This is a genomic window from Bradyrhizobium sp. LMG 9283, from assembly GCF_045571415.1.
In the GTDB taxonomy this organism is placed as follows: Bacteria; Pseudomonadota; Alphaproteobacteria; order Rhizobiales; family Xanthobacteraceae; genus Bradyrhizobium.
The window spans coordinates 269172-294133 of the sequence record NZ_CP120691.1 but is presented as its reverse complement, the minus strand read 5'-3'; the positions used below and the strand labels follow the sequence as shown (position 1 = coordinate 294133).

Sequence of the window (24962 nt, the reverse complement as noted above, 5' to 3'; positions counted from 1 at the left end):
GATATGCGGGGCCAATCGTTCCCGGATTTCGCTGCGCTCCATCCGGGCGACGGCAATCATTACTGCCCGTGATCCGTCAGCATCTTGTCGCAGCTCTTGCTCAGCCGGGTGCGGTTCTGCTTCAGGCAGGCGAGCACGGCGCCATCGCCATTATTCATCACGGCGCGGCAGAAGCGCGAGACGTCGCGCGCGCAGGCGTCGTGGCCGGGCTGCTGCTGCGCAGATACGCTCGATCCGTACAGGAGCAAAGGAATCAAGAAAACAAATCTGGCCATCGCGTAATGCCTCGTAGCGCAAAAAGAATGTGCGGGCGAAGCTAGTGCGACGATCCCGGGGCTGCAACGGCTTTGTTGACTGGCTGCAAGGCGCCGCCGCATGGCCCCGGCGTCATGCCGGGGCACATCGCGGGGGAGCTGACCAGCGCAACGACCGCCGTGTTGCTTACTGCTTATCCTGGGCGTCAGCGACCTTGCGCGAGGCGCCCTTGGCGAGATCCTTGTCCATCACCGCGCGGCAACCGGCGCTTAAGTCGGAGCGATGCTTGATCATGCAGGCGGTGATCTTCGGGATGCTCGGGATCTCCGCCGAGCAGAGGCGGAAGGCATCGCCGGTGCACATCTGCTGCGCCTCGGCCGAGAAGGCGAAGCCCGAGGTCGTCGAGACGATCGAGACGATCGCAGCAAAGCCCAAGGCCAGGCTGGCGTCACGGATCTTGCTGGTAAACGACTTGGTCATTTGAAGCTCCCATTGGCACCGCATCAAGCGGGCCCGTTATCGATGGGAGCTACGATGCTCCGGGAAATCCGTTTCCACTGTGATGACGCTCACGGGAGGCCGATCCTCTGTGATCCCGGTCACTTTGGCGCACCTCGCTGAAATTCCTCCACAACCGCTGTCGCGTTGGTGTCACGTTAACTCTTACTTCGCATTAATGGCTTGTCGCGCGGGAAATTCCGCCGGTTTGGTTGCGTAATTGGAAAGAGTAGCGATGCGTAATGCGTTGGGCCTGATGCTGGCCAGTGTAGTTGCCGCGGTCGTGATCGCCGCCGGCGGTTGGTTTTATTATTCCGCGCGCGCCGATCAGGGCGCTCCCAAGACAGTTGCCGCCCGTGCCGCCGACCCATTGCCGGCACAGGCGAAGCTCGCCGCCAAGGACGACGTCGAGACCACCGCGACCATCGCGGCCAAGCCGGCCGCGGCCGCTCCGGCACCTGCGCCCGCGCCAGCCATGCCGATGCAGCCGAAGCAGGTCTGCGCCAATCCGAACGCGTTGGGTGTGTCCCGCGTGGTCGAGATCGACACGACGGGCGGCCCGGGCTTCGGCTTCGAGCATTTCAAGCAGTTCGACTTCCTCACCGACAAGGAGGTCGTGCTGACCTTCGACGACGGTCCGTGGCCGGTCAACACGCCCGCGGTGCTGAAGGCGCTCGCGGATGAATGCACCAAGGGCCTGTTCTTCTCGGTCGGCAAGCACGCGACCTACCATCCGGAGATCCTGCGCCAGGTGCTGGCCCAGGGCCACACGGTCGGCACGCACACCTGGTCGCATGTCAACCTCAACAGCAAGAAGATGACCGAGCAACAGGTCAAGGACGAGGTCGAGAAGGGTTTTAGCGCTGTGCGGTTCGCGCTCGGCACCAACCCGGCGCCGTTCTTCCGCTTCCCGCAGCTGCAGCACAATCCGGCAATGGTGACCTATTTCGGCACCCGCAATGTCGCGATGTTCTCGACCGACATCGACTCCTTCGACTTCAGGAAGGGCGCCACGCCCGACAAGATCGTCGAGACCGTGATGACCAGACTCGACAAGCTCGGCAAAGGCATCATCCTGATGCACGACTTCCAGAAGCACACCGGCGAAGCCATGCCGGCGCTGCTCGCGCGGCTCAAGGCCGGCGGCTACAAGGTCGTGCAGATGAAGGCCAAGACGAGCTTCCAGACGCTGCCGGAATATGACGAGGCGCTGCTGAAGGAGCTGAAGGTGCCGACCGCGGGCACGAACGCCCGCCCGATATCGAGTGTGGTGCAGACGGTCTCGCAATAGGCGCGACCGCCACCTCAATGTGCGCGTGGCCGGGCCTTCGCCCGGCCATTTGCGTTGGGCGAGCGGCCTTACCAATGGATGCCGTGGTCCTGGTGGCGGACTTGGTTGTGACTGGCGCTGAGGCGATTGTGGCCGCAGCGGGAGCGATCACCGCAGTAGGCGCAGGAGCCGAGATCGCCGGCGGGCTGAGCGGCCCGAGACATAGGTGACAGAACGTACCGGACACATGGGTTACACTTTCCGCTTTTGTTCTGCGGGAGGTGTGGATGCCGTGGAAAGTGAGTTCGGTAATGGAAGAGCGCCTGCGCTTTGTCGCCCGGCTTCTGGATGGGGAAGCCATGACCGAGGTCTGTCGCGAGTTCGGCATCTCCCGCAAGACCGGCTATAAGATTTTCGACCGCTACAAGGAGCAAGGGCTTGGCGCGTTGAGCGACCGCTCCAGGCGGCCCATACGCTACGCCAATCAGCTCCCGCAACAGGTCGAGACCCTGATTGTCCAGCTCAAGGCCGAGAAGCCGCACTGGGGCGCCCGCAAGATCCGCGAACTGCTGGTACGCCGGCTCGATGGCGACATCAGGGTTCCCGCCAAAAGCACCATTCATGCGGTGCTCGACCGCCACGGTCTGGTCAAGCGCAGCAGCGGGCCGCGCCACCATGCGCACGGCACGCCGCTGTCGCAGGGCACGCTCCCCAATGATCTGTGGTGCGCCGACTTCAAGGGTGAGTTCAAGCTCGGCAATGGCCGATACTGCTATCCACTGACCGTTACCGACCATGCCTCGCGCTTTCTGCTGCTCTGCGAAGCGCTGGACTCAACGCGCGAAGACGCTGCCCTCACAGCCTTTGAGCAGCTGTTCCGCGAGCGCGGCCTGCCGTTTGCCATCCGCTCCGACAATGGCGTCCCCTTTGCCAGTCCCAATGCTTTGTTCAATCTCTCGAAGCTGTCAGTGTGGTGGCTCCGGCTCGGCATTGCGATCGAGCGCATTAAGCCAGGCCATCCGCAGCAGAACGGCCGTCATGAGCGCATGCATCTCACGCTCAAAAGGGAAGCCACCAGACCGCCGGGGTTCAACAGCCTCCAGCAGCAGGATCGCTTTGATAGCTTCCGGCACGAGTTCAATGAGGAACGCCCTCACGAAGCTCTCGATATGAAGCGTCCCGCAGACCTCTACACAGCTTCAGCACGCCGCTACGATGGCCTGCCCGAACTGACCTATCCCTTCCACGATCGAGACGTCGTCATCACATCCTGTGGGCGCCTTTGCCTGCACCGCAAGAAAATCAATATCTCCGTCGTGCTGGCCGGCCAAAAGCTCGGCATCAAGGAGGTCGACGACGGCATTTGGCTCGTCAGCTTCATGCACTACGATCTGGGCTACTTCGACCTGGAGCAAAAGACCTTGCAGCCCCTCGACAACCCATTCGGCCCAAAGCCCGTCACCGATGTCTCCGGTACGACATCCTCGCTTTGACCGAGAGGCAGTCTTGCTCATTCTTGGCACGGCAGCCCTTGGCTCGGCCGCGCTGAGCGGTCAACCCCCGCAGCCCGCAGGGGCGCGCCTTTGGCGCGCGGGGTTGACGGCGAACGCGCGTGCCGAGCAACAATGCGGCTGTGCCATGAATGCTTGGAGTGAGTGACCCTGCAACCCCTCGACAACCCGTTCGGCACGAGGTTGTCACCCATGTCTTAGGTACGACCTGTTACCTATGTGTCCGGGCTGGACAGGCAAGGCGCTGGTGCCGCAAGAGGGATTCGAACCCCCGACCCCGTCATTACGAATGACGTGCTCTACCGACTGAGCTATTGCGGCGAACCCTGCCGGGACCAGGCGGTGCCGGTCCCGATACGCGCGCTCCTGATATCGGGCATGGCCGGAATTGGCAAGGACAAGCCGGGCTCGAAATACGCCTCACGCGCCCCAGCGGGACCAGAATCCGCGCCAGCCGCCCGCCTGGGCCTTTGGCGTGCCGATTTGTTCCGTAAATTCATCGCTCGGGCCGTCGTCGTCGATGCCGGGATCATCCGGAGCGCGGACGATCGGGATGACGGCCTGGATCGGCGCCGATGCCGGCTTGCCGAGGTCGGCTCGGGTCCGGAAGACCGGCGTTGCCGCCGGCGGGGATGATTCGGCGGGGGCTGAAGCCGGATTCGTCGCCGCGGAGGGTGTGACGGCCGGCTCGTCGTTCTTGACTGCTTCCGTGGCAGCTCCCTTGGCAGCTTCCTTTGGAACCTCCTTGGCTGGAGGTGGCGAATTGTCTTGGGCGGCCGGTGCCGGCACCGGGGCCATCACCGGCGGTTCCGCCGGGCTTTCGCTGGGAGCGGCCGCCACTCGCTTCGGCGGCGGGGCCGCCAGCATGGCTTCCTCGAAGGCCGAAGATTCAATCGTGGCGCCCTTGTCCGAGGGCAGGCTCGCGACCGGTGTTTGCCACTGGAACGCATCGAGGCGGCCGGTGACCGGGGAGACCGGCCGCCAGCGGTCGCTGACATAGCCGTCCGCGGTCCAGGCCGGATCGTGGCGAGCCCGTACGGCGCGCAAGGTCCAGGCGCGCGCACGGCCGCCATCGCCATGCTCGGCGCGCTCGATCTCGGCCATCAGCAGGGCGACGCGCTGGGTGGGATCGCTGACGTAGGGCGCGAGCACCTCGCGGGCGCGGGCGAACTCGGAGGCGTCGATTGCGGCGCGCGCGATCGCAAGCTGGCCCTCGATATGGCCGGGCTTGTCGGCTGGCGTCTTGGCCGCGAGCGTCTCGACCCGCTGCAGGCGCTGCCGCGCGGAATCGCCGAGCTTCACATGCGCGTAGGCATCGGCGAGATCGGGATGCGGATTGGCGAGCCAGGCCGCTTCCACCAGCTTCATGGCGCGGCGCACCTGATGCGCCTCGCTCTCGAACTTTGCCGCGAGCACCGCGGCAGGGACCAGCGTCGGCGCGAGCTTGACCGCTTCCATCACGCTCTCGCGCGCGACGTCGCGATCCATGGTCTCCAATTCCAGCGCGCGCGCGGTGAGCAGCACACCGCGCTGCCGCCGATATGTCGCCTTGTCGATCTGGCCCGCGGACAGATTCGAATCGAGGATCGCAAGCGCGCCGCTCCAGTCGCCGCGCGCGCAGCGGAAGCCGAGCACCGCGTGCGAGGCCCAGGTCGCGGACGGCGACAGCTTGATCGCTTCCTCCGCAATCATCACCGCACCGACCGCATCGTCGGCGCGCTGCGCCTCGATGAAGAGGCCACGCAGACCAAGCAGCCGCGTGTCCTCGCGCTCGGCCATGGCGCGGAACACGCGCTGGGCCTCGTCGCGATTGCCTTCGAGCTGCGCCGATTGCGCGTGCAGCAGCAGCGCGAGCGGATCGTTCGGAGCATGCCGCCGCGCCGCCTCGGCGTGACGGCGGGCGAGCGCGGGATCGCCATGGCCGATCGCGAGCAGGCCATGGGTGATGGCGTGGCGTCCCCGCGCCTGGCGCTTTTCGTGGCGGCGACGGCGCAGGCGTCCCGGCGTGCGCCAGATCATCGTCAGGATGCTCCAGACCAGCACCACGACGACGGCAAAGAGCCCAAGCAAGAACACGAACCTGGGAAGCGTCGTCGAGATGCGGAAACCACCCGCGGTCAGGACGAGATCGCCGGGCTGGTCGGCAACCCAGGCCGCACCGGCCGCCGCCAGCGCGATCAGGACGAGGAACAGGACGATGCGGAGCATGGCGATCCCTATACGCGCCGATAGTTGCGCGAATCTTATTGAGTAGACTTGGCGAGATCCGCCATGGCATCGTCGGCGAATTTGCGGGACGCGGCGAGTGCACCGTCGCGAGCATCGACCTTGTCGAGCCAGGTTTGCGCCGGGGCACGATCAGCCTCGGGCAGCGTCTTCAGCTCGCGCCGGGCTTCCACGAAATCGTTACGGAGCGCGGCCGCCGTCACGCGCGCAACGATGGCACCGCGATCATTGCCGACCCCGTCCGTGCGCTCGATGCGGACGAGTTTTGACGCGCCGGCCTGGAGACGCTCAACAATGCCGGCGTCGCTGGCCGGAGCTTCCGCCGGCGGCGACAGCTTCGGCACGATGTTGAGGAGCTCGCGGCTCAGCGCGGCCGCCGTCGGAATGCCGGACGATGCATACGCGTCGAGCGGCTTCAGCATGTCGGGCTTGGCCGCCAGCGACCGCGCCGCGGCCAGTTGCGATTGATAGGGATCGCCATGGCGAACGGCAACGTCGAGCAACGCCGCTGCCACCACGTGGCGGAGCGGCTTGTCGTCCACCGTCCTGGTGTCCGCGATCTTCTCGCCCTGCTGTGCAAGCTCGGTGCGCTCCGTCTTGCTGGCGCGCTCGAGCTGGGCGATGCGGTCGAGGACCGCGGCAAGATCAGGCGCGGCAGCAGGCGAGGCCACTTTCGCGTCGTTCAGGGCATTCGCAGTCTTGTCGAACTGCGCACGCAGATTGGCAATGTCGCTGCGCAGGCTGCTTGCCGATTTCTCCAGTGCGTCAAGCCGTGCCGCCATGGTCGGATCGACTGCGGGCTTGCCGGCCTTGGTTTCAACCGCAGCAACGCGTCCACTCAGCGCATCGATCATCGCACTGGTGGCCTGCGGCGCGGCCGGCGGCGCCTGCACCGCGGGCCAGCCCAGCATCCAGCCGACCGCGATCACGACCGCCGCTGCGACAGCACCGGAGAACGGCGCAATGACCCAGGGGGAAGCCGGCGCTGACACAGGCGCGGACGCCTGCTCCTCTGCAGATTCGGGCTGAGGCTCGGTCTTGACCTCTTCCGATCCGCCTTCTTCGAACCTGGCCTGCTCCTGCGCTGCATGCTCGGGAGCCTCGGGCTCGCCCGCGACCTGCTGCGGCTGAGTGGAGACTTCTGTCGCCTCAAGGTCGATGGTCGGCGGGGTGCGCTTGGCACGGCCCGCGTCGGGCGCCAATCCAGCGTCTTCAGGCTTATCATCGGCCATCGTGACGGTTCCTCACACTTCCATACCAGGGTGGATTAGATTGCGTCGGATTCGGCCCGACCTTTACGACAAACGGGTGCGCAACGCACGCTCCAAGGTGTCGAATAAGGCAGTTTCGTCCGGCGTCGCGGCCACCAGAACCTGTGACGCGCCAGCATCGCGGAGTACACCCGCAACCGTCTCGGACAAGCAGCAATGCGGGATCGCCAGCGCCGAGATTTCGACGCCTTCGTCCCGCGCTGCGTCCAGGAAGGCGCGGGCGCTGCGCCGGGAGTAGTGCAGCACCGCCTCGATCCCATGGGCGGCAAAGCCCTCGCAAACTTCGCGCGGCAGATGCTTGACAGAGGCCATGCGATAGGTGGTCTGCGTGACCACGCGGAAACCCTCCGCAACGAGCTCCTCGCCGAGGTCGCGCGACAAATCCGCACCCGCGAGATACAGCAGCACGCTCTTTTTCTTCAGCACCTTGTCGCGCGCGCTCTGCATCACCTTGTCGCGCATGGAAGCAGCATCGCCGCCGGCGACGATCACCTCGACAAAACCGGCCTCGCGCGCCGCAGCAGCCGTATGCTCGCCGACAGCAAACAAAGGCAGCTCTCGAAGACCGAGGTCCCGCAATTGCGGCGCGACGGCGCGGATCGCGTTGGCCGAGGTGACGAGAACGGCACCGTAGGGCGCTTCATTCTCGCCATGGAAGGCGACCGGCTCGAACTTGAGCGCCGGCGCGAGCAGCACCAGATGCCCACGCGCACGCAGATTCTCCGCCGTCGCCTCATTGTCGGGATGCGGCCGTGTGACAAGAATGGACATCGCTGGTGTTCCCGAACCACGTGGCGGTGACGCATTGACCTGGACGGCTGCGCGTGACGATTGCGCAATCTGGCCCCGGAATGCTACCGGACGTACCAGAACTCTGCTTTACACATGAGCGCAAGGGCGCAAATTGGATAACAATTCGCCAATGCTGGTATTGGGCATCGAAACCACCTGCGACGAGACCGCCGCGGCCGTGATCGAGCGCGCGGGCGACGGCAGCGGCAAGATCCTGTCCAATATCGTGCGGTCGCAGGTCGAAGAGCATGCCCGCTTCGGCGGCGTGGTGCCGGAGATCGCGGCGCGTGCGCATGTCGATCTGCTCGACGGCATTATCGATCGCGCCATGCGCGAGGCCGGCATCGACTATGCCCAGCTCGACGGCGTCGCCGCGGCCGCAGGACCCGGGCTGATCGGCGGCGTCATCGTCGGGCTCACCACTGCGAAGGCGATCGCGATGGTGCACGACACGCCGCTGGTCGCAGTGAATCATCTCGAAGCGCACGCGTTGACGCCGCGCCTCACCGACGGCATCGAATTTCCCTATTGCCTCTTCCTCGCCTCCGGCGGCCATACCCAGATCGTCGCGGTCACCGGCGTCGGCCGGTATGTGCGGCTCGGCACCACCGTTGACGACGCCATCGGCGAAGCCTTCGACAAGGTCGCGAAGATGCTGGGACTGCCCTATCCCGGCGGACCACAGGTCGAGCGCGCGGCGACAGCCGGTGACGCCACGCGCTTTGCGTTTCCGCGGCCCATGCAGGGGCGCCCCGATGCCAATTTCTCGCTGTCCGGATTGAAGACGGCGGTGCGCACCGAAGCGAGCCGGCTCACTGAGCTCACGCCGCAAGACATCAGCGATCTCTGCGCGAGCTTCCAGGCCGCGGTGCTGGATTCGACGGCCGACCGTCTCAGCGTTGGCCTGAAGCTTTTTCGCGAGCAGTTCGGCGCGCCGCGAGCGCTCGTGGCCGCCGGCGGCGTCGCCGCCAATCAGGCGATCCGCGGCGCTCTCGATGACGTCGCGAGGCAGGCGCAGACGCAACTGATCATGCCGCCGCCCGCGCTCTGCACCGACAACGGCGCCATGATCGCCTGGGCCGGCGCCGAACGCCTCGCGCTCGGCCTGACCGACACGATGGACGCGCAACCGCGCGCACGGTGGTTGCTCGACGCCAACGCGACCGCGCCTGCGGGTTACGGCAACACACGGGCGGGATACTGAATGCTGTGGTGTCGCCGCGAGCTCCACGTCACCTCGCCCCGGTTGCGGGGAGAGGTCGGATTGTATCGCAGATACAATCTGGGTGAGCGGGACTCTCGGCGAGTCCGACTCTCACCGTCCTTGTGTAGACTCCCCCTCACCCCGACCCTCTCCCCGCAAGCGGGGCGAGGGGGTGGAGGGATCGAGCCATGACCGCGTTCCAATCCGTCGCGGTGATCGGCGCGGGCGCCTGGGGTACGGCGCTGGCGACGGTGGCGGCGCGGGCAGGGCGGAGCGTCGCGCTCTGGGCCCGCAACGCGGAGCATGCGACGCGGATTGCATCGACGCGCGACAATCCGCGGTTGCCCGGCGTGCGGCTTGCTCCGGACATTGTCGTCACGAGCGATCTGGCGATCGCCGCGCGCGCGGACATGCTGCTGATCGCAACGCCGGCGCAGCACCTGCGCGGCGTGGTCAACATGCTGGCCTCGCATCTCGCAAAACCCATTCCGGTCGTCGCCTGCGCCAAGGGCATCGAGCACGGCACCCATAAGTTCATGACAGACGTGATCGCCGAGGCCGCGCCGGACGCGCAGCCGGCGATCCTATCGGGCCCAAGCTTTGCCGACGACGTCGCGCGCGGCCTGCCGACGGCAGTGACCCTGGCGGCAAGCGATGAGGCGTTGGCCAGCAGCCTGGTGCAGGCGCTGGGCTCGCCGACATTCCGCCCCTATCACTCCACTGACATCCGGGGTGTCGAGATCGGCGGCGCGGCCAAGAACGTGCTGGCGATCGCGGTCGGCATCGCGGTCGGGCGCAAGCTTGGCGCCTCGGCCCAGGCTGCGCTCACGACCCGCGGCTTTGCCGAGCTGACGCGTCTTGGCCGCGCGCTCGGCGCGCGCAGCGAGACGCTCACTGGCCTGTCCGGCCTCGGCGATCTGATCCTCACCTGCTCGAGCCCGCAATCGCGCAACTTTGCGCTCGGACTCGCGCTCGGGCGCGGCGAGCAGCCGCCCGCCGGCAAGCTCGCCGAGGGTGAGTTCACAGCCCCCGTGCTGATCGAACTCGCCGCTTCGCAAAATATCGAGTTGCCGGTATCAGAAGCGGTCGCATCGATCCTGAGCGGCCGAAGCACGATCGATGCTGCGATCTCGGGGCTGATGACGCGCCCCTTCAAGGCAGAGGAATGAGCATGGCGTACTGGCTAGTGAAATCCGAACCGTCGGTGTGGTCCTGGGAGCAGCAGGTTGCGAAGGGCGCCAAGGGCGAGGCCTGGACTGGGGTGCGCAATTTCACCGCGCGCCAGAACCTCGTGAACATGAAGAAGGGCGACAAGGCGTTCTTCTATCATTCCAACGAGGGCAAGGAGATCGTCGGGATCGCGGAGATCATCAAGGAGGCCTATCCCGACCCGACCGACAAGACCGGCAAGTTCGTCTGCGTCGACATCAAGGCCGATAAGCCCTTGAAGGCGCCCGTGACGATGGCCGCGATCAAGGCCGAGAAAAAGCTCGCGGACATGGCGCTGGTGAAATATTCGCGCCTGTCGGTGCAGCCGGTGACCGCGGAGGAGTGGAAGCTCGTCTGCAAGATGGGCGGGTTTTAGTTGGTGCCGTAGCCCCGGATGAGCGCAGCGATATCCGGGATGGTCTGGCCCCGCATGTCGCTACGCTCATGCGGGCTACGATATCGGCGGCTACGGCTCCGGCAGCGTGAACACCTCACAAGGCGCCGCAATCCCGCGCAGCGAATGCGATCCGAGCGCGATCAACGGCATGTCCGTCTCGGCCGCAAGCGCCCCCGACACGAGCACGGTCCGTCCGAGCGGCTTGCACAATCCCTCGAGCCGGCTGGCGAGATTGACGGCGGGACCGATCGCGGTGAAATCGAGCCGATTGGCGGCACCGATATTGCCCCAGAGCATCTCGCCGAGATGGAGCGCAGCACCAAAGGACAGCGGCGGCAGCCCTTGCGCGCGGCGCTCCTTGTTTAGGTACGCCATCCCGGCTTCGGCCGCGCCGGCCGCACGCAGAGCGGCCTCGCAGGCGCGGCGCGGTGACGCCTCGACCACCGGAAAGATCGCGAGGACGCCGTCGCCGATGAATTTCAGCACCTCGCCGCCAAAGGCGTGAACCGCGCCGGCGATGCGGTCGAACCAGGCGTCGAGCGCCGCGATGACCTGCGCAGGTGGTGTGGTTTCCGAGAGGATCGTGAAATTACGCAGGTCCGCATAAAGCAGCGCGGCCTGGATGGTCTCGCCGAGATCGCGCCGCAGAGGCGCCGCCAGCACCCGCTCCGCGCTGCGCTTGCCGAGATAAGCATCCAGCGTCGCACGCAAGGTGGCACGCGCGGCGAGCACGGCAAGAGGCGTCGCGGCAAAGCGCGCGGCCTGGCGCAATTGCTCGATCTCATCTGCCCTGAACGGGTGCGGCCCGATCCAGCCCAGTTGCGGCCCATCGGACCGGCCGACGCTATCTTCGTGCACCTCGCCGTGCGCGATGTCGCGCAGCCAGCGGCGGCCGGCATCGTTCGGCGGGTCCGGTGCGAGTCCGCCCGGCGCAAAGCCAAGCGCTTCGATCACCTGACCGCTATCGGCACGCCACAGCCACGTGCGCTTCGCGATCAGCGGGTGCGGCACCTCCAGCGTTAGGCTGCCTGCTGCAAGCGGCACGCCGTCGGCGACCAGATGCGCGCCGAGTTCCGCGAGCAGGCGGTCGGCTCCGGGACAATCCGAGGCGGCATCGACGAGCCAGGCGAGGGTCGGGGACAGATGCATGGCCCGATGATGGCGAAGCAGGGCCGTCTTTGTCACGGGCAATCCTTGACGGAGCCCCGCAGCGCCGCCATGTCCCAGGGTCAGCCCAAGGCAAGACGAGGGATGATCGCCAATGACCGAGCCGTTCATGGTGCGACGCGAGACCCAGATCGCGGCCCCGCGTGCCACCGTCTTCGCCTATCTCACCGACCCCGAGAAGATCCTGAGCTGGATGGGCTCCGACGCGACCACGGAACCACATCCGGGCGGGCTCTATGTGCTCAAGGGCATCGGCCCGCGCGGTGGCGTTGCCCGCGGCGCCTTTCGCGAGGTCGTGCCGGTGCATCGTCTGGCCTACACGTTCGGCTGGGAGGGCGGTCAGGAAGTGCCGCCCGGCTCGAGCCTGATCGAGATCGACCTGATCGAGCGCGACGGCGGCACGCTGCTGCGCATGACCCATAGCGGCCTGCCGAGCGAAGCGCAGGCCGCCGCGCATGCGAAGGGATGGGCGCATTATCTGGAACGGCTCACGATCGCAGCGGCTGGCAAGAATCCTGGCCCGGATAACGGTGTCTCGGACAAGACGTAGCGCGTGCAGCTCTGTGGTGCCGCTGCTGTAGCCCGGATGGAGCGAAGCGCAATCCGGGAAAGTTCCGATGAGGCACTACCCGGATTTCGCTTCGCTCCATCCGGGCTACAGGTTCGCCGACGTTACACCGCCGCGGTCGCCACCACCTGCGCCAGCAATTGCTCGCGTCTTGCCTGCGAACGCTGGCCCTTCATCGTCGCCGCAAAACGCTCGAGGATGCCCTCCTCGAACGCAGTGACGATGGTGTCGTGGACGTAGCTCTTCCGGCAGATCGCCGCCGTGTTGGAGAGCTTGTCCGCCGCAGCACGGATGGCGTCCAGCACCTGCTTCTTGCGGCCGCGCTGGCTAGTCGCCGGGGTGATCCGCGACAGCGATTCCACCACGACGGCGGACGCCATCAGGGTCCGAAAATCCTTCAGCGAGATCTTGATGCCCGCAATCTCGCGCAAGAACGCATTCACCTGCGTGGTGTTGACCGCACGCACGATGCCGTAGGCATCGCGATACTGGAACATGCGCTTGCCCGGAACGCCCTGCAAGATGCCGATGGCGCGCACCAGCTTGGCTGCGTCGCACTCCTTCCGCACCGCCTTGCCGCCCTTGGCCTTGAAGGTCAGCACGAAGCAATCGTCTTCCAGCGTGACATTGGACTTCAGCAGTGTGGTGGCGCCGCGGGTGCCGTTGAGGCGGGCATAGGATTCATTGCCGGGGCGGATCGCGGTGCGCGCGATCAGCTCGATCACGGCCGAGAGCGCGAATTCGCGTGTCGGCTCGTCACCCGACAGGAACGCCGAGACCTTGCGCCGGATCTTTGGCAGCGCGCCGACGAGTTTTTCCAGCCGATGCGCCTTGCGCTGCTCGCGGACCTTCTCCCAATCGGCGTGATAGCGATATTGCAGCCGGCCCGCGGCATCGCGGCCCACGGCCTGAAGGTGCGAGTTGGGATCGGCGGAGTAGCGTACCTCGCGATAGGCCGGCGGCACCGCCATCGCGTGCAGCCGGCGGATGGTGCGGGCATCACGGATGTGCGCGCCATTGGGACGGACGAAGGAGTAGCCCTTGCCGCGCTTGATACGGCGGATGGTCAGCTCGTTCTGGTCGCCGAGCCGCAGGCCAAGCTCCTTGGCGAGCGCCTCGACCGTCGCCGCAGGTGCCGTGTCGTAGGTCTTCTTGGGGCTCGGGCGCCTGAAAGGGGCCGGTTGCGGCCATTGTCCGAGGGCCTTTGCGAGGGCAATGGCCGCAGGATCGGCTGAAGCGGGCCGCATCGCCCCGAAATTCCGCTGATCCATCATAGTCTTATGCCTTGACCCTGTTTGTTACCGTTCAATGCCGCTGTTCTGATTTTTGTTCCGTGGGGTCGCTTGGACCCGGTTTGGCCATTTAGGGGGTTCCGAACCGTATTGCGAGTCCCGAATCAGCGAGAGGAGGTCTCTAAATACCTCCCTTGAGCGGATGGCACTCTGCACAGGGCTCTTCTGAGGAGTTGGGTAAACACCCGAAAGCCGCCTCCGGCCCGTTTCAGATCTGCGACAGTCGCAGCAGGCGGCCCTGATCCTCCACACGGCCGGCAGCCCGCCGAAGGTCCAGCTTGTGCTCCTTGTCGGGTCCGGTTAGCCCGACGCATAATCGGTCAATGATCAAGTCGGCCCGCCGATCGCTGGCGTTCGGTCCGCCGTATGTGGAGGGAAGCATGTCCGAGAAGATCTACGACGTCCCCGGGGAGTGGGCGAAACGCGCCTGGATCGACCAGGCCAAGTACAAGGAGATGTACGCTCGCTCGATCTCGGACCCGAACGGTTTCTGGGCGGAGCAGGCCAAGCGCATCGACTGGATGAAGGCGCCGACGAAAATCGAGAACGTCTCGTTTGCGCCCGGCAACATCTCGATCAAATGGTTCGAGGACGGCGTCCTCAACGTCGCCCATAACTGCATCGACCGGCATCTTCACACGCGCGCCAACCAGACCGCGATCATCTGGGAAGGCGACGATCCCTCGCAATCAAAGCACATCACCTACAAGGAGCTGCACGACGAGGTCTGCCGGATGGCCAACATCCTGCGCACCCGCAACGTCAAGAAGGGCGACCGCGTCACCATCTACCTGCCGATGATTCCCGAGGCCGCCTATGCGATGCTGGCCTGCGCACGCATCGGCGCGATCCATTCCGTGGTGTTCGCGGGCTTCTCGCCGGACAGCCTGGCCCAGCGCATCAATGATTGCCAATCCACGGTCATCATCACCGCGGACGAAGGCCTGCGCGGCGGCAAGAAGGTGCCGCTGAAGGCCAATGTCGACGCGGCGCTCACTAAAACCGACGGCGTCGACTGGGTCGTCGTGGTCAAGCGCACCGGCGGCAAAGTCGACATGAACCCGACGCGCGACCTCTGGTACCACGAGGCGGCGGCAATGGTGACGACGGAATGCCCGGTCGAGCACATGCACGCCGAGGATCCGCTGTTCATCCTCTACACCTCGGGCTCGACCGGCCAGCCCAAGGGCGTGCTGCACACCACGGGCGGCTATCTCGTGTTCGCCTCGATGACGCATCAATACGTCTTCGACTATCACGACGGCGATATCTACTGGTGCACCGCCGACGTCGGCTGGGTGACCGGCCACAGCTACATTCTCTACGGGCCGCTGGCGAACGGGGCGATCACGCTGATGTTCGAGGGCGTACCGAATTATCCTGATAATTCGAGGTTCTGGAACGTCATCGACAAGCACAAGGTCAATATCTTCTACACAGCGCCGACTGCGATCCGCGCGCTGATGCAGGCCGGCGACGAGCCGGTGAAGAAAACCTCGCGCGCCTCGCTTCGCCTGCTCGGCTCGGTCGGCGAGCCCATCAATCCCGAAGCCTGGGAGTGGTATCACCGCGTCATCGGCGACGACCGCTGCCCGATCGTCGACACCTGGTGGCAGACCGAGACCGGTGGCATCCTGATCACGCCGCTGCCGGGCGCGACCAAGCTCAAGCCGGGCTCGGCGACGCAGCCGTTCTTCGGCGTGGTACCCGAGATCGTCGACGCCGACGGCAAGGTGCTGGAGGGCGAAACCACGGGCAATCTGTGCCTGACGCGGTCCTGGCCCGGCCAGATGCGCACGGTGTATGGCGATCACGCCCGCTTCGAGCAGACCTATTTCTCGACCTACAAGGGCAAGTACTTCACCGGCGACGGCTGCCGGCGCGATGCCGACGGCTATTACTGGATCACCGGGCGCGTCGATGACGTCATCAACGTCTCCGGCCATCGCATGGGCACTGCGGAAGTCGAGAGCGCGCTGGTCGCGCATGAGAAGGTGTCGGAAGCGGCCGTGGTCGGCTTCCCGCACGACATCAAGGGTCAGGGCATCTACGCCTATGTCACCCTGATGGCTGGCGTGCAGCCGACTGACGATCTGCGCAAGGAGCTCGTCACCTGGGTGCGCAAGGAGATAGGCCCGATCGCGTCGCCCGACCAGATCCAGTTCGCGCCGGGCCTGCCCAAAACCCGCTCCGGCAAGATCATGCGCCGCATCCTGCGCAAGATCGCCGAGGACGAGCCGGGTAGCCTCGGCGATACCTCGACCCTGGCCGATCCCGCCGTGGTCGATGATCTCGTCAAGAACCGGCAGAATCGGAAATCGGCGTAAGTCAATCTTGTGCCCCGGACGCAGCGCAGCACGCAAGTGATGCGCTGCTGAGCCGGGGCCCATCTGACGACAGAACGTGTGGCCTTCTGGATCCCGGCTCTGCGCAGCAGCGCCAACGCGCTGCAGCGCGTCCGGGACACGAGACTGGATCACGCGCCAGCGCGCTCTCCTCAAACAACAGCCATTCACAGGCTCACGCTCTTGTCAGAGCGCGCGGCCGCGCACCCCCGTCTTTCCAGCCGAGTGTTGTTTTCAGGTCATTTACTTTATTTCGAACATTTCCTTTGTTCCCCCTGCTGGCTGGCCCTCGGCGGCCGTGCGTGGAAACCATCTGGTTAACGGGCGCGGTTAACAATGAGCGTGACGAGGGCTCGGCGCGGCGGCGATTGCCGGTTCTGCGTCATTTTGGACGATCCGTTTTGGGCAAGGGGAAGCATCGATGTCGATGAGGATTGCGGTGGCGCTGGCCGCCACCATCGGGGCTGGGGTCTTGATATCGACGGCGGCAGAGGCTCGGCCGGAGTTGGTGGGCGCGCATCTGGCCGACTATTCGCCGGGCACCATCGTGGTCAAAACCAGCGAGCGGCGGCTCTATCTCATCCTCGATAACGGCCACGCCGTGCGCTATCCCGTCGGGGTCGGCAAGGCCGGCAAGCAATGGGCCGGCACGACGAAGATCGACGGCAAGTACCTCAATCCAGCCTGGGCGCCACCCGCCGAGGTGAAGCGCGACAAGCCGAATATCCCCGACGTCATTCCGGGCGGCTCGCCGCGCAACCCGATGGGCGTTGCGGCGATGACGCTCGCCGGCGGCGAATACGCCATCCACGGCACCAACGTGCCGGGCTCGGTCGGCGGCTTCGTCTCCTACGGCTGCATCCGGATGCTCAACGACGATATCACCGATCTCTATGGCCGCGTCTCCGTCGGCACGACGGTGGTCGTGACGCGCTGATCGCCTGAATCGTTCGAGATAAAAGCCGCGCCTTTCGACGCGGCTTTTTTATTGCCAGAAGCGCCAGCCGCGCGCGCACCAGCCGTCGCGATGGCCGCCATTGTAGCTGCGCACGAAGCCGCCGGAGAGCAACGCCGCCGAAACGTTCGCAGTCTGCCGGGTCGCGACGTCGGCCAGAACGCGGCCGTATTTGTCGGGGCCGAGATTGGCGATGGTCACGCCGCCTTGGCTAAGCAGATCGCGCAATGCGCGGGCCGCAGCTTCGGCCTTGTCCAGCTCGTCCTGGCAAGAGGCCTTGAGTTCGGGGGCGTCGATGCCGCGCAGCCGAATGCGCACGACGGGATCGCGGCCGTCGCGCTGACGAATACGCGCGAGAAAAGTGTCGCCGTCGATGGTGCGGATGACGTCGACCGGGCGGCTGACGCCCGCATCGCCGGTCTGCCGCAAGATGATCTCGGCGTCCTGCGCGCGGTCGTCGGCCGAATGCGACAGAGGCCAGTTTGATCCATGCCGAAAGCCGAGCACGGTCGCCAGAACGACGCCGATCACAAACATCCACGGCAGGAGGCTAGAAAATGGGCGGCTGAACGGAGCACCTCTGAACGAGGATTGATAAGCACTGATCCGGCCGCGAGAACGCATCGTTCCAGGCTAGAACTGAGTCGGGGAACGTCGCAAGCGCAAGTCTTCCTGCCACTTTAATTCCGGCCGCGCCGCTCAAACGCTGCTCCAAATGCTCTTCTGGCAAACACTATCGGTAGTTGTACGGATCCGGATCGTCACGGGCCATTCAAGCTTCGGCCGTACTTCTACGGTCACCATCAAATGTTACCCAATTCTCAATCTTTGGTTGCGAAGACGCTTATATTCGGTGACGGTCCAAGGAGGCAGTGGTGGGGTCATTCAGGTTTCACATTGGAACAAAGCTCGGCATCGTGACGGGCGTAAGCGTCGTTCTGGTCGGCGGCATGCTGACCAACCAGATGCTCGGCAACCGGTCGATCGCCGAATCCAATCGCCTCGTCACGATCAACTATCTCAACAAGGGCAATGCGCAGGCGGCACAGACGGCGATGGCGCGGGCGCAGCTCGCAGCTCTCGAACTCGGCTCGGCGCCGTCGGCCGGAGAGGTCGACAGGCTGCTCGAGATTCTCCGTACCCGAGCGAGTGAAGCTGGTGCGGAAATCGATGCCGCGACGGATCGGGCGACCCGGAAGGTGACCCAGGACGCCTACCGTGAGACCAAGAAATTCGTCGATGCATATCTAGCCAGTGGCGTTGAGCTGGCGGCGGCGCAGAAGGCCGTCATTGGCGCCCCTGCGGGTGGAACCAAGATTGCAGCCGAGTCGGCGAAGGCGAGCATTCTCGCAGAGCATATGCGTCCGGCAGCTCTGGAAGTCAGCAAGCGGATCGACGATCTGGTCGGCGTTGCCAACGAATTCGCCGCGCGCCGCAAGGGCGAGATGCTGGCCGAGCTAGACCGCGTCGCCACCTTCGCGTTGATCGTCGGTGTATTCGTATTTTTGACGTTGATCGGGTCCGCAGTCTTTTCCGTGTTGAGCATCGCCCGGCCGATCCGACGCATCGGCGACGTGCTCCTGCAGCTCGCCGGTGGCAACAAGGCGGTCGAGATCCCCTACACCGGCCGGAGTGATGAAGTCGGCGACAACGCCCGCGCGGCTCAGACCTTCAAGGAAAATCTGATCCGGATCGAGCAGATGGAAGCCGAGCAGAAAGATCAGGAGGCCGCCGCAGCCGCTCGGCGTAAGGAGGAGATGTCCCGGCTCGCCGGCGCGTTCGAAACTGCGGTCGGCGGTATCATCGACTCTGTGTCGGCAGCCTCCCAACAGCTCGAGGCCGCCGCCGGCACACTGTCGGGAACCGCGGAACAGACCCAGCGGCTCTCGGGAATGGTCGCGGCTGCCTCGGAGGAGGCATCCACCAATGTCGGAGCGGTGGCGTCCGCAGCAGAGGAAATGAGCACGTCGGTCGTCGAGATCGGCCGCCAGGTGCACGATTCCAGCCGAATCGCCAGCGATGCGGTCAAGCAGGCCGAGCGTACCGATGCTCGGATCAATGAGCTGCTCAAGGCGGCGGGCCGGATCGGCGACGTCGTCAAACTGATCACTGCGATAGCCGAACAGACCAACCTTCTGGCGCTGAACGCGACTATCGAGGCCGCGCGGGCAGGCGAATCCGGCCGCGGCTTTGCAGTCGTCGCGAGCGAGGTCAAGGCGCTCGCGGCGCAAACCGCGCGCGCGACCGAGGAGATCAGCACGCAGATCGCCGGCATGCAATCAGCGACCGAAGACTCCGTCGGCGCGATCAAGGAAATCAGCGCGACCATCGCCCGCATTTCGGACATCTCGACGACGATTGCTGCGACCATCGAACAGCAGGGCGCGGCAACGGCCGAGATTGCGCGCAACGTCAGCGAAGCTGCCAAGGGCACCGTCGAGGTCGCGGACAAGATCGCGCATGTCAGCCAGGGCGCGAGCGCCACCGGTGCGGCATCGGGACAGGTGTTGGCATCGGCGCGCTCGCTGTCGAGCGAAAGCAGCCTGTTGAAGACGGAGGTCGAGAAGTTCCTCAACACCGTGCGCGCGGCCTGATTCCGCAGGGACATCGGCGAGCACCTACAGTGCTCGCTGATGTGCACGCACCCCCGGGATTCCCCATAGGCGTTAAGGTAGCGCGAGCATCGATTGATACGGACGTTTTCGAGGAGGCTCGCGCAGGTGCCGCCCAAGCGCTCGCTTTCTGCGGCGGAAGCAACGGATGGTTGGTTGTGGAATGATCGCTTGTAGCAAGGATGCAACGAGTTGTTGCAAAACACGCCAAGCGCCGGGTGCCGTCAGGCGGCCTGCATCCAGCGGGGAGAGTCCTCGAAGTCGCGGGCAAGCGGCTCGAGCAGCAGGATGATCAAGAGGTGTGCCAGCAAGTAGGGCTTGGCGGAGCGCGGATCGGTTCCAGGTGGCGTCTTGAGACCAATCAGACTCTTCAGTCGCTTGAAGCCAAGTTCGATGCGCCATCGCAGTCGATAGAGCGCGAGTACATCCTTGGTGGAGAACTCGTCCCGTGCGAGCGACGTGACCAGAATGACCCAATCCGCGGCTTCCAGAGTTTCTTTGGAGATGACGCGGTTTTCGTCTTGTGCGTCGCGCCGGGCTTTACGACGCGAAGCCGCGACTGCACCGGCGGGCTTCTTGACTGCGACCAGACGCATAGCCAGAGGCGCACCGTCCTTGCGTTTGATCCAAATCCTCCGATCGATCAGTCCGTGCGCCTTCGCCGCACGCAATTGGGCCATCAGATCGAACGGAAGGCCTTTGGCATCAAGCCAACGTGCGTTCTTCCAGCCCGCTCGGATCAAAACGTCTGCCCCGGCGTCGCGGACAGCGGCGATGCGGTCAGGTTGCAGATAAGCGCGGTCAGCAATGCGGATCTCGTTCTTGACCACCGGTATCCGGTCAAACGTTTCGCCCTCTTGCTGATCTGTCAGCTCGAAGTGACCAAAGCGCTCATATGGCAGATCGAATGCACTATGAACGCGCCAAAGCTCACTGTTCCTGCGCGCAGCCGGTCCTGCCTGAGGCACTGTCGTCGCATCGATAATGCGGATCAGGCGGCCTCGGCTCGCCTTCGGGGCTGCCGCAGCGAGCAAGCCCTCCACCAGCACTGCAAACCAATCGCCACATTGACGCAGGCGATAGAACAACGCCACGCTGCTGAGGTCGGCAAGGCCAACAGAAGCGGCCCATGCGGCTGTCGATCTCAACCCTCTTTCACCCAGACAATAGGCCAGCATCAGCCGAAGTAACGACACCGCATCTGGAATTTGGCGCCGCCGCACGAAAGCCTTCGTCTGGCGCGCACTTATTTCAAGCTGCGCAGCCCCGCCGAGCTGCGCAACCACTCTCGTCCAGTCCTCGTTCAGAAGCGATTCGTCTGCCATCCCGCCTTGGAATCACGTGTGATTCCAACACTCAAGAATAAACTTAACGCCTATGCGGGATTCCCCGGGTTTGACCACTTCCATTGAGCAACTATAAGATGTATGTAATAGCGCAAGCAACTTCGCTTGCGAAACCACCACTAAAGTGAGCTCCCATATGAACATCGACGGGACTTCCCCCGATTCGCTCCAGCGAATCGCCGATCTGGTGCGCCAACAGCACAGCTCCCTCGACACTTTGCCGCTTTCGCCCATAGGTGAATTCCAGACCAGGACCGTTACGCTCGAAACCTTGATGCGCGAGGTCACCGAGTGCCTTGCGGAGGATTTCCGGCGTCGCCCGGCACAAGACTTCCCGCTGCTTTATTTTGCGTGCGGCAAGGCCCGGGTCGGCTCGACGGCTCTGAGCAATCTGTTCGGCATGACCGGGATGCCTTCATATTATCAGCCGCTGAAGGCGATCTTGCGCGATGCGCTCGTCGGCCGCCCGCTGACGCCCTGGATCGTGCCGTCGGCGACCGACGCGCCGCACGTCTTCAGCAAGGAAACGATCGGGCCTTACGTGCTGGCCGAGAGCCTGTTCAATCCGCTGCAGCTCTTGATCGAGGCGGGCTATCCGCGGCAGCGGCTGCATCTCATCATGCTCGACCGCGAACCGGCGAGCTCACTGGCGTCATGGCTCGAAAAGCTGATCTCGCGCGCGCCCGCAGATACCCTGCTGCGGCACTATGTCGTCGCCGCGCTCAGCGCGGCTCACGTCGCAAACTACGCCGAGCGACAGGGCGTTGCCGTCACGCACTACGTCTACGAGGTGAGCAAGGAGGCCGTGTCATCGGTCCGTGTCTTGTTCGGCCGCCTCGGCCTATCCAGCAGCTTTACCGAGAATGCCGTGACGTCCTGGCGGGAGCCGGGAGACGTGCAAGCGAACAACGCCCGCGTCATCTTCCCGAGCGAAGCGACGATCTACAAGGTGCCCAATCTGCACACCTCCGATAGTGCCTATCGTTACCAGCGCCGCGCGACGACCTCTCTGAGCGAAGCGCAGCTTGAGGTTCTGGAGCGCTGCGGTGTCAATGATGCCTATCGTGCCTCGGTTGCGGCCTGCGTTCGCGATCTCGGCCTGAATGCGGCAATGTCGGCACGACTGTTCGGTGACTGGTCTGCTTCGGCTGCGTGATTAGCATGCTGGACATTCCCAAGATCGCCGACGCCGCCCTCCCTGGAAGGGCTGGCGGCAAGCAGCTTCACGTCGCCAGCCATCTTCGGCGCCTGGAGGCGGAAAGCATCCACATCCTGCGGGAGGCGGCGGCCGAGTTCCGCAAGCCGGTCATGCTGTATTCCATCGGGAAAGACTCGTCGGTGCTGCTGCATCTGGCGATCAAGGCATTTCATCCCGGCAAGCCGCCGTTTCCGCTGCTGCATGTCGATACGACCTGGAAGTTTCGCGAGATGATCACGTTTCGCGACCGGCGGGCGCGCGAGCTCGGGCTCGACCTGATCGTCCATACCAACAATAGCGGATTGAGCCAGGGCATCGACCCCTTCACCCACGGCTCGGCCCGCTACACCGACGTGATGAAGACGCAGGCGTTGCGACAGGCGCTGGACCTCCACGGCTTCGACGCCGCAATCGGCGGCGCGCGCCGCGACGAGGAGAAGTCGCGCGCCAAGGAGCGCGTGTTCTCGCACCGGAGCGCGGCGCATCGCTGGGATCCGAAGAACCAGCGGCCGGAGCTGTGGGGCTTGTACAACACGATGCTCGCGCCCGGCGAGAGCATGCGGGTGTTTCCGCTGTCGAACTGGACCGAGCTCGACGTGTGGGACTACATCCTGCTCGAGGACATCCCGATCGTTCCGCTCTATCTCGCAGCTTCGCGTCCCGTGGTCGAGCGCGACGGCGCGCTGATCATGGTGGACGACGACCGGATGCCGCTGCAGCCCGGCGAAGAGCCGCAATGGCGCTCCGTCAGGTTTCGCACCCTGGGCTGCTATCCCCTCACCGGCGCCACGACCTCGACGGCGGCAACCCTGCCCGAGATCGTGCGGGAGATGATGGCATCGCGCACTTCCGAACGTCAGGGACGCATGATCGACCGGGACAGCCCCGCATCGATGGAGCGCAAGAAAGCGGAAGGTTACTTCTGATGTCCTATCACGAGGCACCGACGATCGCCGCCACCGATGCGCCGCGACTCGAACAGGGCGATCGTCCGACGCTGCGTTTCGTCACCTGCGGCAGCGTCGACGACGGCAAGAGCACGCTGGTCGGCCGCCTGCTCTACGATTCAAAGACGCTGCTCGATGATCAGCTCGACGCGCTGGCCTCCGAGAGCAAGACCGCCGGCACCAGCGGTGGCGACCTGGACTTCGCGCTGCTGGTCGACGGGTTGCAGGCCGAGCGCGAGCAGGGCATCACCATCGACGTCGCCTATCGCTTCTTCGCCACCAGACTGCGCCGCTTCATCGTCGCCGACACGCCGGGGCATGCGCAATACACACGCAACATGGCGACCGGCGCCTCCAATGCCGATCTCGCCGTGGTGCTGGTCGACGCGCGCAAGGGCGTGATCACGCAGACGCGGCGCCACAGCCACATCCTGTCGCTGCTCGGCATCCATCACGTCGTGCTCGCCGTGAACAAGATGGACATGGTCGGATTCGACGGAGTTCGCTTCGCGGCCATCACCGCTGAATATCTGACGCTGGCCGGCCAGCTCGGAATCTCCCAGGTCCAGTGCATTCCCGTCGTGGCGCCCGACGGCGACAACATCGTCGCTACGAGCACGCGCATGCCCTGGTACACGGGGCCGACCATTACGGCCTATCTGGAATCCGTGGACGTGGCCGGCGACGTCTCGCAGCGGCCGTTCCGGCTGCCCGTGCAATGGGTCAACCGGCCGCACGCGGATTTTCGCGGCTTCTGCGGCCGTATCGCGAGCGGAACGATCGCAGTCGGCGATGCGGTTCGCGCGCAGCCGTCGGGACACCAGACCCACGTCGCACGCATTCTCACACCCGCCGGCGAATGCAATCACGCAACTGCAGGCGAGTCCATCACGCTCACGCTCGCCGATGAGATCGACGTCAGCCGCGGCGACGTGCTGGCCGCCGGATCTGCCGCGCCGGTCTCGGATCAGCTCGCGGCTCATCTCGTCTGGTTCGATGACGAAGCCATGGTCGCGGGCCGGCGCTATTTGCTCAAATGCGGCACCGCCTCGACCGGCGCGGTGATCGCGACGCTCAAGCACCGGATCGCCATCGATACCATGGCGCAGGAAAGCGCCACCACGCTCGATGTCAACGAGATCGGCTACGTCCACCTCAATCTCGACCGCCCGCTGGTGTTCGAGGCCTATCGCGATAGCCGCGAGCTGGGCAGCTTCATTCTGATCGATCCGATCAGCCACCGAACGGCCGCGGCGGGAATGATCGACATTTCGCTCCGCCGCGCCACCAACATTCATTGGCAGCGGCTTGCCGTCGACAAATCCGTGCGGGCGCGGATGAAGCAGCAACGTCCCTGCGTGCTGTGGTTCACAGGGCTCAGCGGTGCCGGCAAATCGACCGTCGCCGATCTCGTCGACCGCCGGCTTGCCGAGCTCGGACGCCATGCCGCGCTGCTGGATGGCGACAATCTTCGCCACGGCATCAACCGCGACCTCGGCTTTTCCAGCGCGGAGAGGTCGGAGAACGTCCGGCGCGTCGCGGAGATCGCGGCGCTGTTCGTCGATGCTGGCATGATCGCGCTGGTCGCGCTGATCTCGCCGTTCCGCAGCGAGCGCGAGCTGGCGCGTCAGCGCGTCGAGACGGGCGAGTTCATCGAGATCCATGTCGCGACCCCGCTCGCCGAATGCGAGCGCCGCGATCTCAAGGGACTCTATCGCAAGGCACGGGCAGGAGAGCTGCCGGCATTCACCGGTATCGACCAGCCCTACGAGGCGCCGCTGGCGCCGGAGATCACCATCGACACGTCGGAACTGTCGAGCGAAGCGGCCTGCGAACGCATCATCCGCTACTTGCGAGAGCACAACTACCTGTAACGACCGGAACGAGCCCCGTCTGAAT

General features: G+C 65.0%; 21 protein-coding genes and 1 tRNA gene. 12 read left to right on the top strand and 10 right to left on the bottom strand.

Annotated features, from left to right (window positions below):
• Positions 1 to 59 precede the first annotated feature (59 nt).
• Both P6U29_RS01360 and P6U29_RS01355 read right to left on the bottom strand, forming a co-directional pair.
• Entirely contained in the window at positions 60 to 275 is a 216-nt protein-coding gene (locus tag P6U29_RS01360) for a cysteine rich repeat-containing protein (RefSeq protein WP_407115984.1), read from the bottom strand.
• A 166-nt stretch (positions 276 to 441) separates the two neighbouring features.
• The gene (locus tag P6U29_RS01355) at positions 442 to 735 is read right to left on the bottom strand and encodes a hypothetical protein (RefSeq protein ID WP_407115983.1); all 294 of its coding nucleotides are present in this window, start codon (positions 733 to 735) and stop codon (positions 442 to 444) included.
• 253 nt (positions 736 to 988) lie between these two features.
• Between P6U29_RS01355 and P6U29_RS01350 the strand changes: the two genes are divergently transcribed.
• Positions 989 to 2044, top strand: a complete 1056-nt coding sequence (locus P6U29_RS01350) for a polysaccharide deacetylase family protein (protein ID WP_407115982.1) — start codon at positions 989 to 991, stop codon at positions 2042 to 2044.
• Positions 2045 to 2310: 266 nt separating this feature from the next.
• Positions 2311 to 3516: an IS481 family transposase gene (locus P6U29_RS01345; protein WP_407115981.1), complete on the top strand. Its 1206-nt coding sequence runs from the start codon at positions 2311 to 2313 to the stop codon at positions 3514 to 3516.
• A 263-nt stretch (positions 3517 to 3779) separates the two neighbouring features.
• Here the strand turns inward: P6U29_RS01345 and P6U29_RS01340 are convergent.
• The 4 genes from P6U29_RS01340 to P6U29_RS01325 form a co-directional block, all read right to left on the bottom strand.
• Positions 3780 to 3855: transfer RNA gene (locus tag P6U29_RS01340), tRNA-Thr, on the bottom strand.
• A 99-nt stretch (positions 3856 to 3954) separates the two neighbouring features.
• On the bottom strand, positions 3955 to 5742 hold the full coding sequence (locus tag P6U29_RS01335) for a heme biosynthesis HemY N-terminal domain-containing protein (RefSeq protein ID WP_407115980.1): 1788 nt from the start codon (positions 5740 to 5742) through the stop codon (positions 3955 to 3957).
• A gap of 35 nt (positions 5743 to 5777) precedes the next feature.
• Positions 5778 to 6992 (bottom strand): COG4223 family protein, encoded by a 1215-nt coding sequence (locus tag P6U29_RS01330; protein ID WP_407115979.1) that lies wholly within the window; start codon positions 6990 to 6992, stop codon positions 5778 to 5780.
• A gap of 63 nt (positions 6993 to 7055) precedes the next feature.
• Positions 7056 to 7802, bottom strand: coding sequence for a uroporphyrinogen-III synthase (locus P6U29_RS01325; protein ID WP_407115978.1), 747 nt, complete (start codon positions 7800 to 7802; stop codon positions 7056 to 7058).
• Positions 7803 to 7953: 151 nt separating this feature from the next.
• Between P6U29_RS01325 and tsaD the strand changes: the two genes are divergently transcribed.
• From tsaD to P6U29_RS01310, 3 genes are all read left to right on the top strand, one after another.
• The gene (tsaD, locus tag P6U29_RS01320; protein WP_407115977.1) at positions 7954 to 9027 is read left to right on the top strand and encodes a tRNA (adenosine(37)-N6)-threonylcarbamoyltransferase complex transferase subunit TsaD; all 1074 of its coding nucleotides are present in this window, start codon (positions 7954 to 7956) and stop codon (positions 9025 to 9027) included.
• Positions 9028 to 9215: 188 nt separating this feature from the next.
• Complete coding sequence (locus P6U29_RS01315; protein WP_407115976.1) at positions 9216 to 10196, top strand: NAD(P)H-dependent glycerol-3-phosphate dehydrogenase; 981 nt, start codon at positions 9216 to 9218, stop codon at positions 10194 to 10196.
• A gap of 2 nt (positions 10197 to 10198) precedes the next feature.
• Entirely contained in the window at positions 10199 to 10612 is a 414-nt protein-coding gene (locus P6U29_RS01310; protein ID WP_407115975.1) for an EVE domain-containing protein, read from the top strand.
• Between the two features lie 90 nt (positions 10613 to 10702).
• Here P6U29_RS01310 and P6U29_RS01305 read toward each other — a convergent pair whose 3' ends face one another.
• Complete coding sequence (locus P6U29_RS01305; protein WP_407119576.1) at positions 10703 to 11782, bottom strand: adenylate/guanylate cyclase domain-containing protein; 1080 nt, start codon at positions 11780 to 11782, stop codon at positions 10703 to 10705.
• 112 nt (positions 11783 to 11894) lie between these two features.
• Between P6U29_RS01305 and P6U29_RS01300 the strand changes: the two genes are divergently transcribed.
• Positions 11895 to 12350 carry an SRPBCC domain-containing protein gene (locus tag P6U29_RS01300; RefSeq protein ID WP_407115974.1) on the top strand — a complete coding sequence of 152 codons (456 nt, stop codon included), beginning with the start codon at positions 11895 to 11897 and terminating at the stop codon, positions 12348 to 12350.
• Between the two features lie 122 nt (positions 12351 to 12472).
• On the opposite strand, the gene P6U29_RS01295 is transcribed toward P6U29_RS01300, so the two are convergent.
• Positions 12473 to 13642 (bottom strand): DNA topoisomerase IB, encoded by a 1170-nt coding sequence (locus P6U29_RS01295; RefSeq protein ID WP_407115973.1) that lies wholly within the window; start codon positions 13640 to 13642, stop codon positions 12473 to 12475.
• Positions 13643 to 14040: 398 nt separating this feature from the next.
• Here P6U29_RS01295 and acs point away from each other — a divergent pair, with 398 nt between their 5' ends.
• Together acs and P6U29_RS01285 are read left to right on the top strand one after the other, a co-directional pair.
• Positions 14041 to 15987, top strand: a complete 1947-nt coding sequence (acs, locus tag P6U29_RS01290) for an acetate--CoA ligase (RefSeq protein ID WP_407115972.1) — start codon at positions 14041 to 14043, stop codon at positions 15985 to 15987.
• Between the two features lie 439 nt (positions 15988 to 16426).
• Positions 16427 to 16942 carry a L,D-transpeptidase gene (locus P6U29_RS01285; protein WP_407115971.1) on the top strand — a complete coding sequence of 172 codons (516 nt, stop codon included), beginning with the start codon at positions 16427 to 16429 and terminating at the stop codon, positions 16940 to 16942.
• A 48-nt stretch (positions 16943 to 16990) separates the two neighbouring features.
• On the opposite strand, the gene P6U29_RS01280 is transcribed toward P6U29_RS01285, so the two are convergent.
• Positions 16991 to 17497: a thermonuclease family protein gene (locus P6U29_RS01280; protein ID WP_407115970.1), complete on the bottom strand. Its 507-nt coding sequence runs from the start codon at positions 17495 to 17497 to the stop codon at positions 16991 to 16993.
• 338 nt (positions 17498 to 17835) lie between these two features.
• On the opposite strand from P6U29_RS01280, the gene P6U29_RS01275 reads away from it, so the two are divergent.
• Positions 17836 to 19554 (top strand): methyl-accepting chemotaxis protein, encoded by a 1719-nt coding sequence (locus P6U29_RS01275; RefSeq protein WP_407115969.1) that lies wholly within the window; start codon positions 17836 to 17838, stop codon positions 19552 to 19554.
• Between the two features lie 242 nt (positions 19555 to 19796).
• Here the strand turns inward: P6U29_RS01275 and P6U29_RS01270 are convergent, their stop codons facing one another.
• Complete coding sequence (locus P6U29_RS01270; RefSeq protein WP_407112594.1) at positions 19797 to 20897, bottom strand: IS4 family transposase; 1101 nt, start codon at positions 20895 to 20897, stop codon at positions 19797 to 19799.
• A gap of 157 nt (positions 20898 to 21054) precedes the next feature.
• On the opposite strand from P6U29_RS01270, the gene P6U29_RS01265 reads away from it, so the two are divergent.
• The 3 genes from P6U29_RS01265 to cysN are packed head-to-tail and all read left to right on the top strand — an operon-like array spanning position 21055 to position 24937.
• Positions 21055 to 22074 (top strand): sulfotransferase family protein, encoded by a 1020-nt coding sequence (locus P6U29_RS01265; RefSeq protein WP_407115968.1) that lies wholly within the window; start codon positions 21055 to 21057, stop codon positions 22072 to 22074.
• A 5-nt stretch (positions 22075 to 22079) separates the two neighbouring features.
• Positions 22080 to 23042: a sulfate adenylyltransferase subunit CysD gene (gene cysD / locus P6U29_RS01260; protein WP_407115967.1), complete on the top strand. Its 963-nt coding sequence runs from the start codon at positions 22080 to 22082 to the stop codon at positions 23040 to 23042.
• The gene (gene cysN / locus P6U29_RS01255) at positions 23042 to 24937 is read left to right on the top strand and encodes a sulfate adenylyltransferase subunit CysN (RefSeq protein WP_407115966.1); all 1896 of its coding nucleotides are present in this window, start codon (positions 23042 to 23044) and stop codon (positions 24935 to 24937) included. The genes cysD and cysN overlap by 1 nt, the downstream gene beginning before the upstream one ends.
• Positions 24938 to 24962 lie beyond the last annotated feature (25 nt).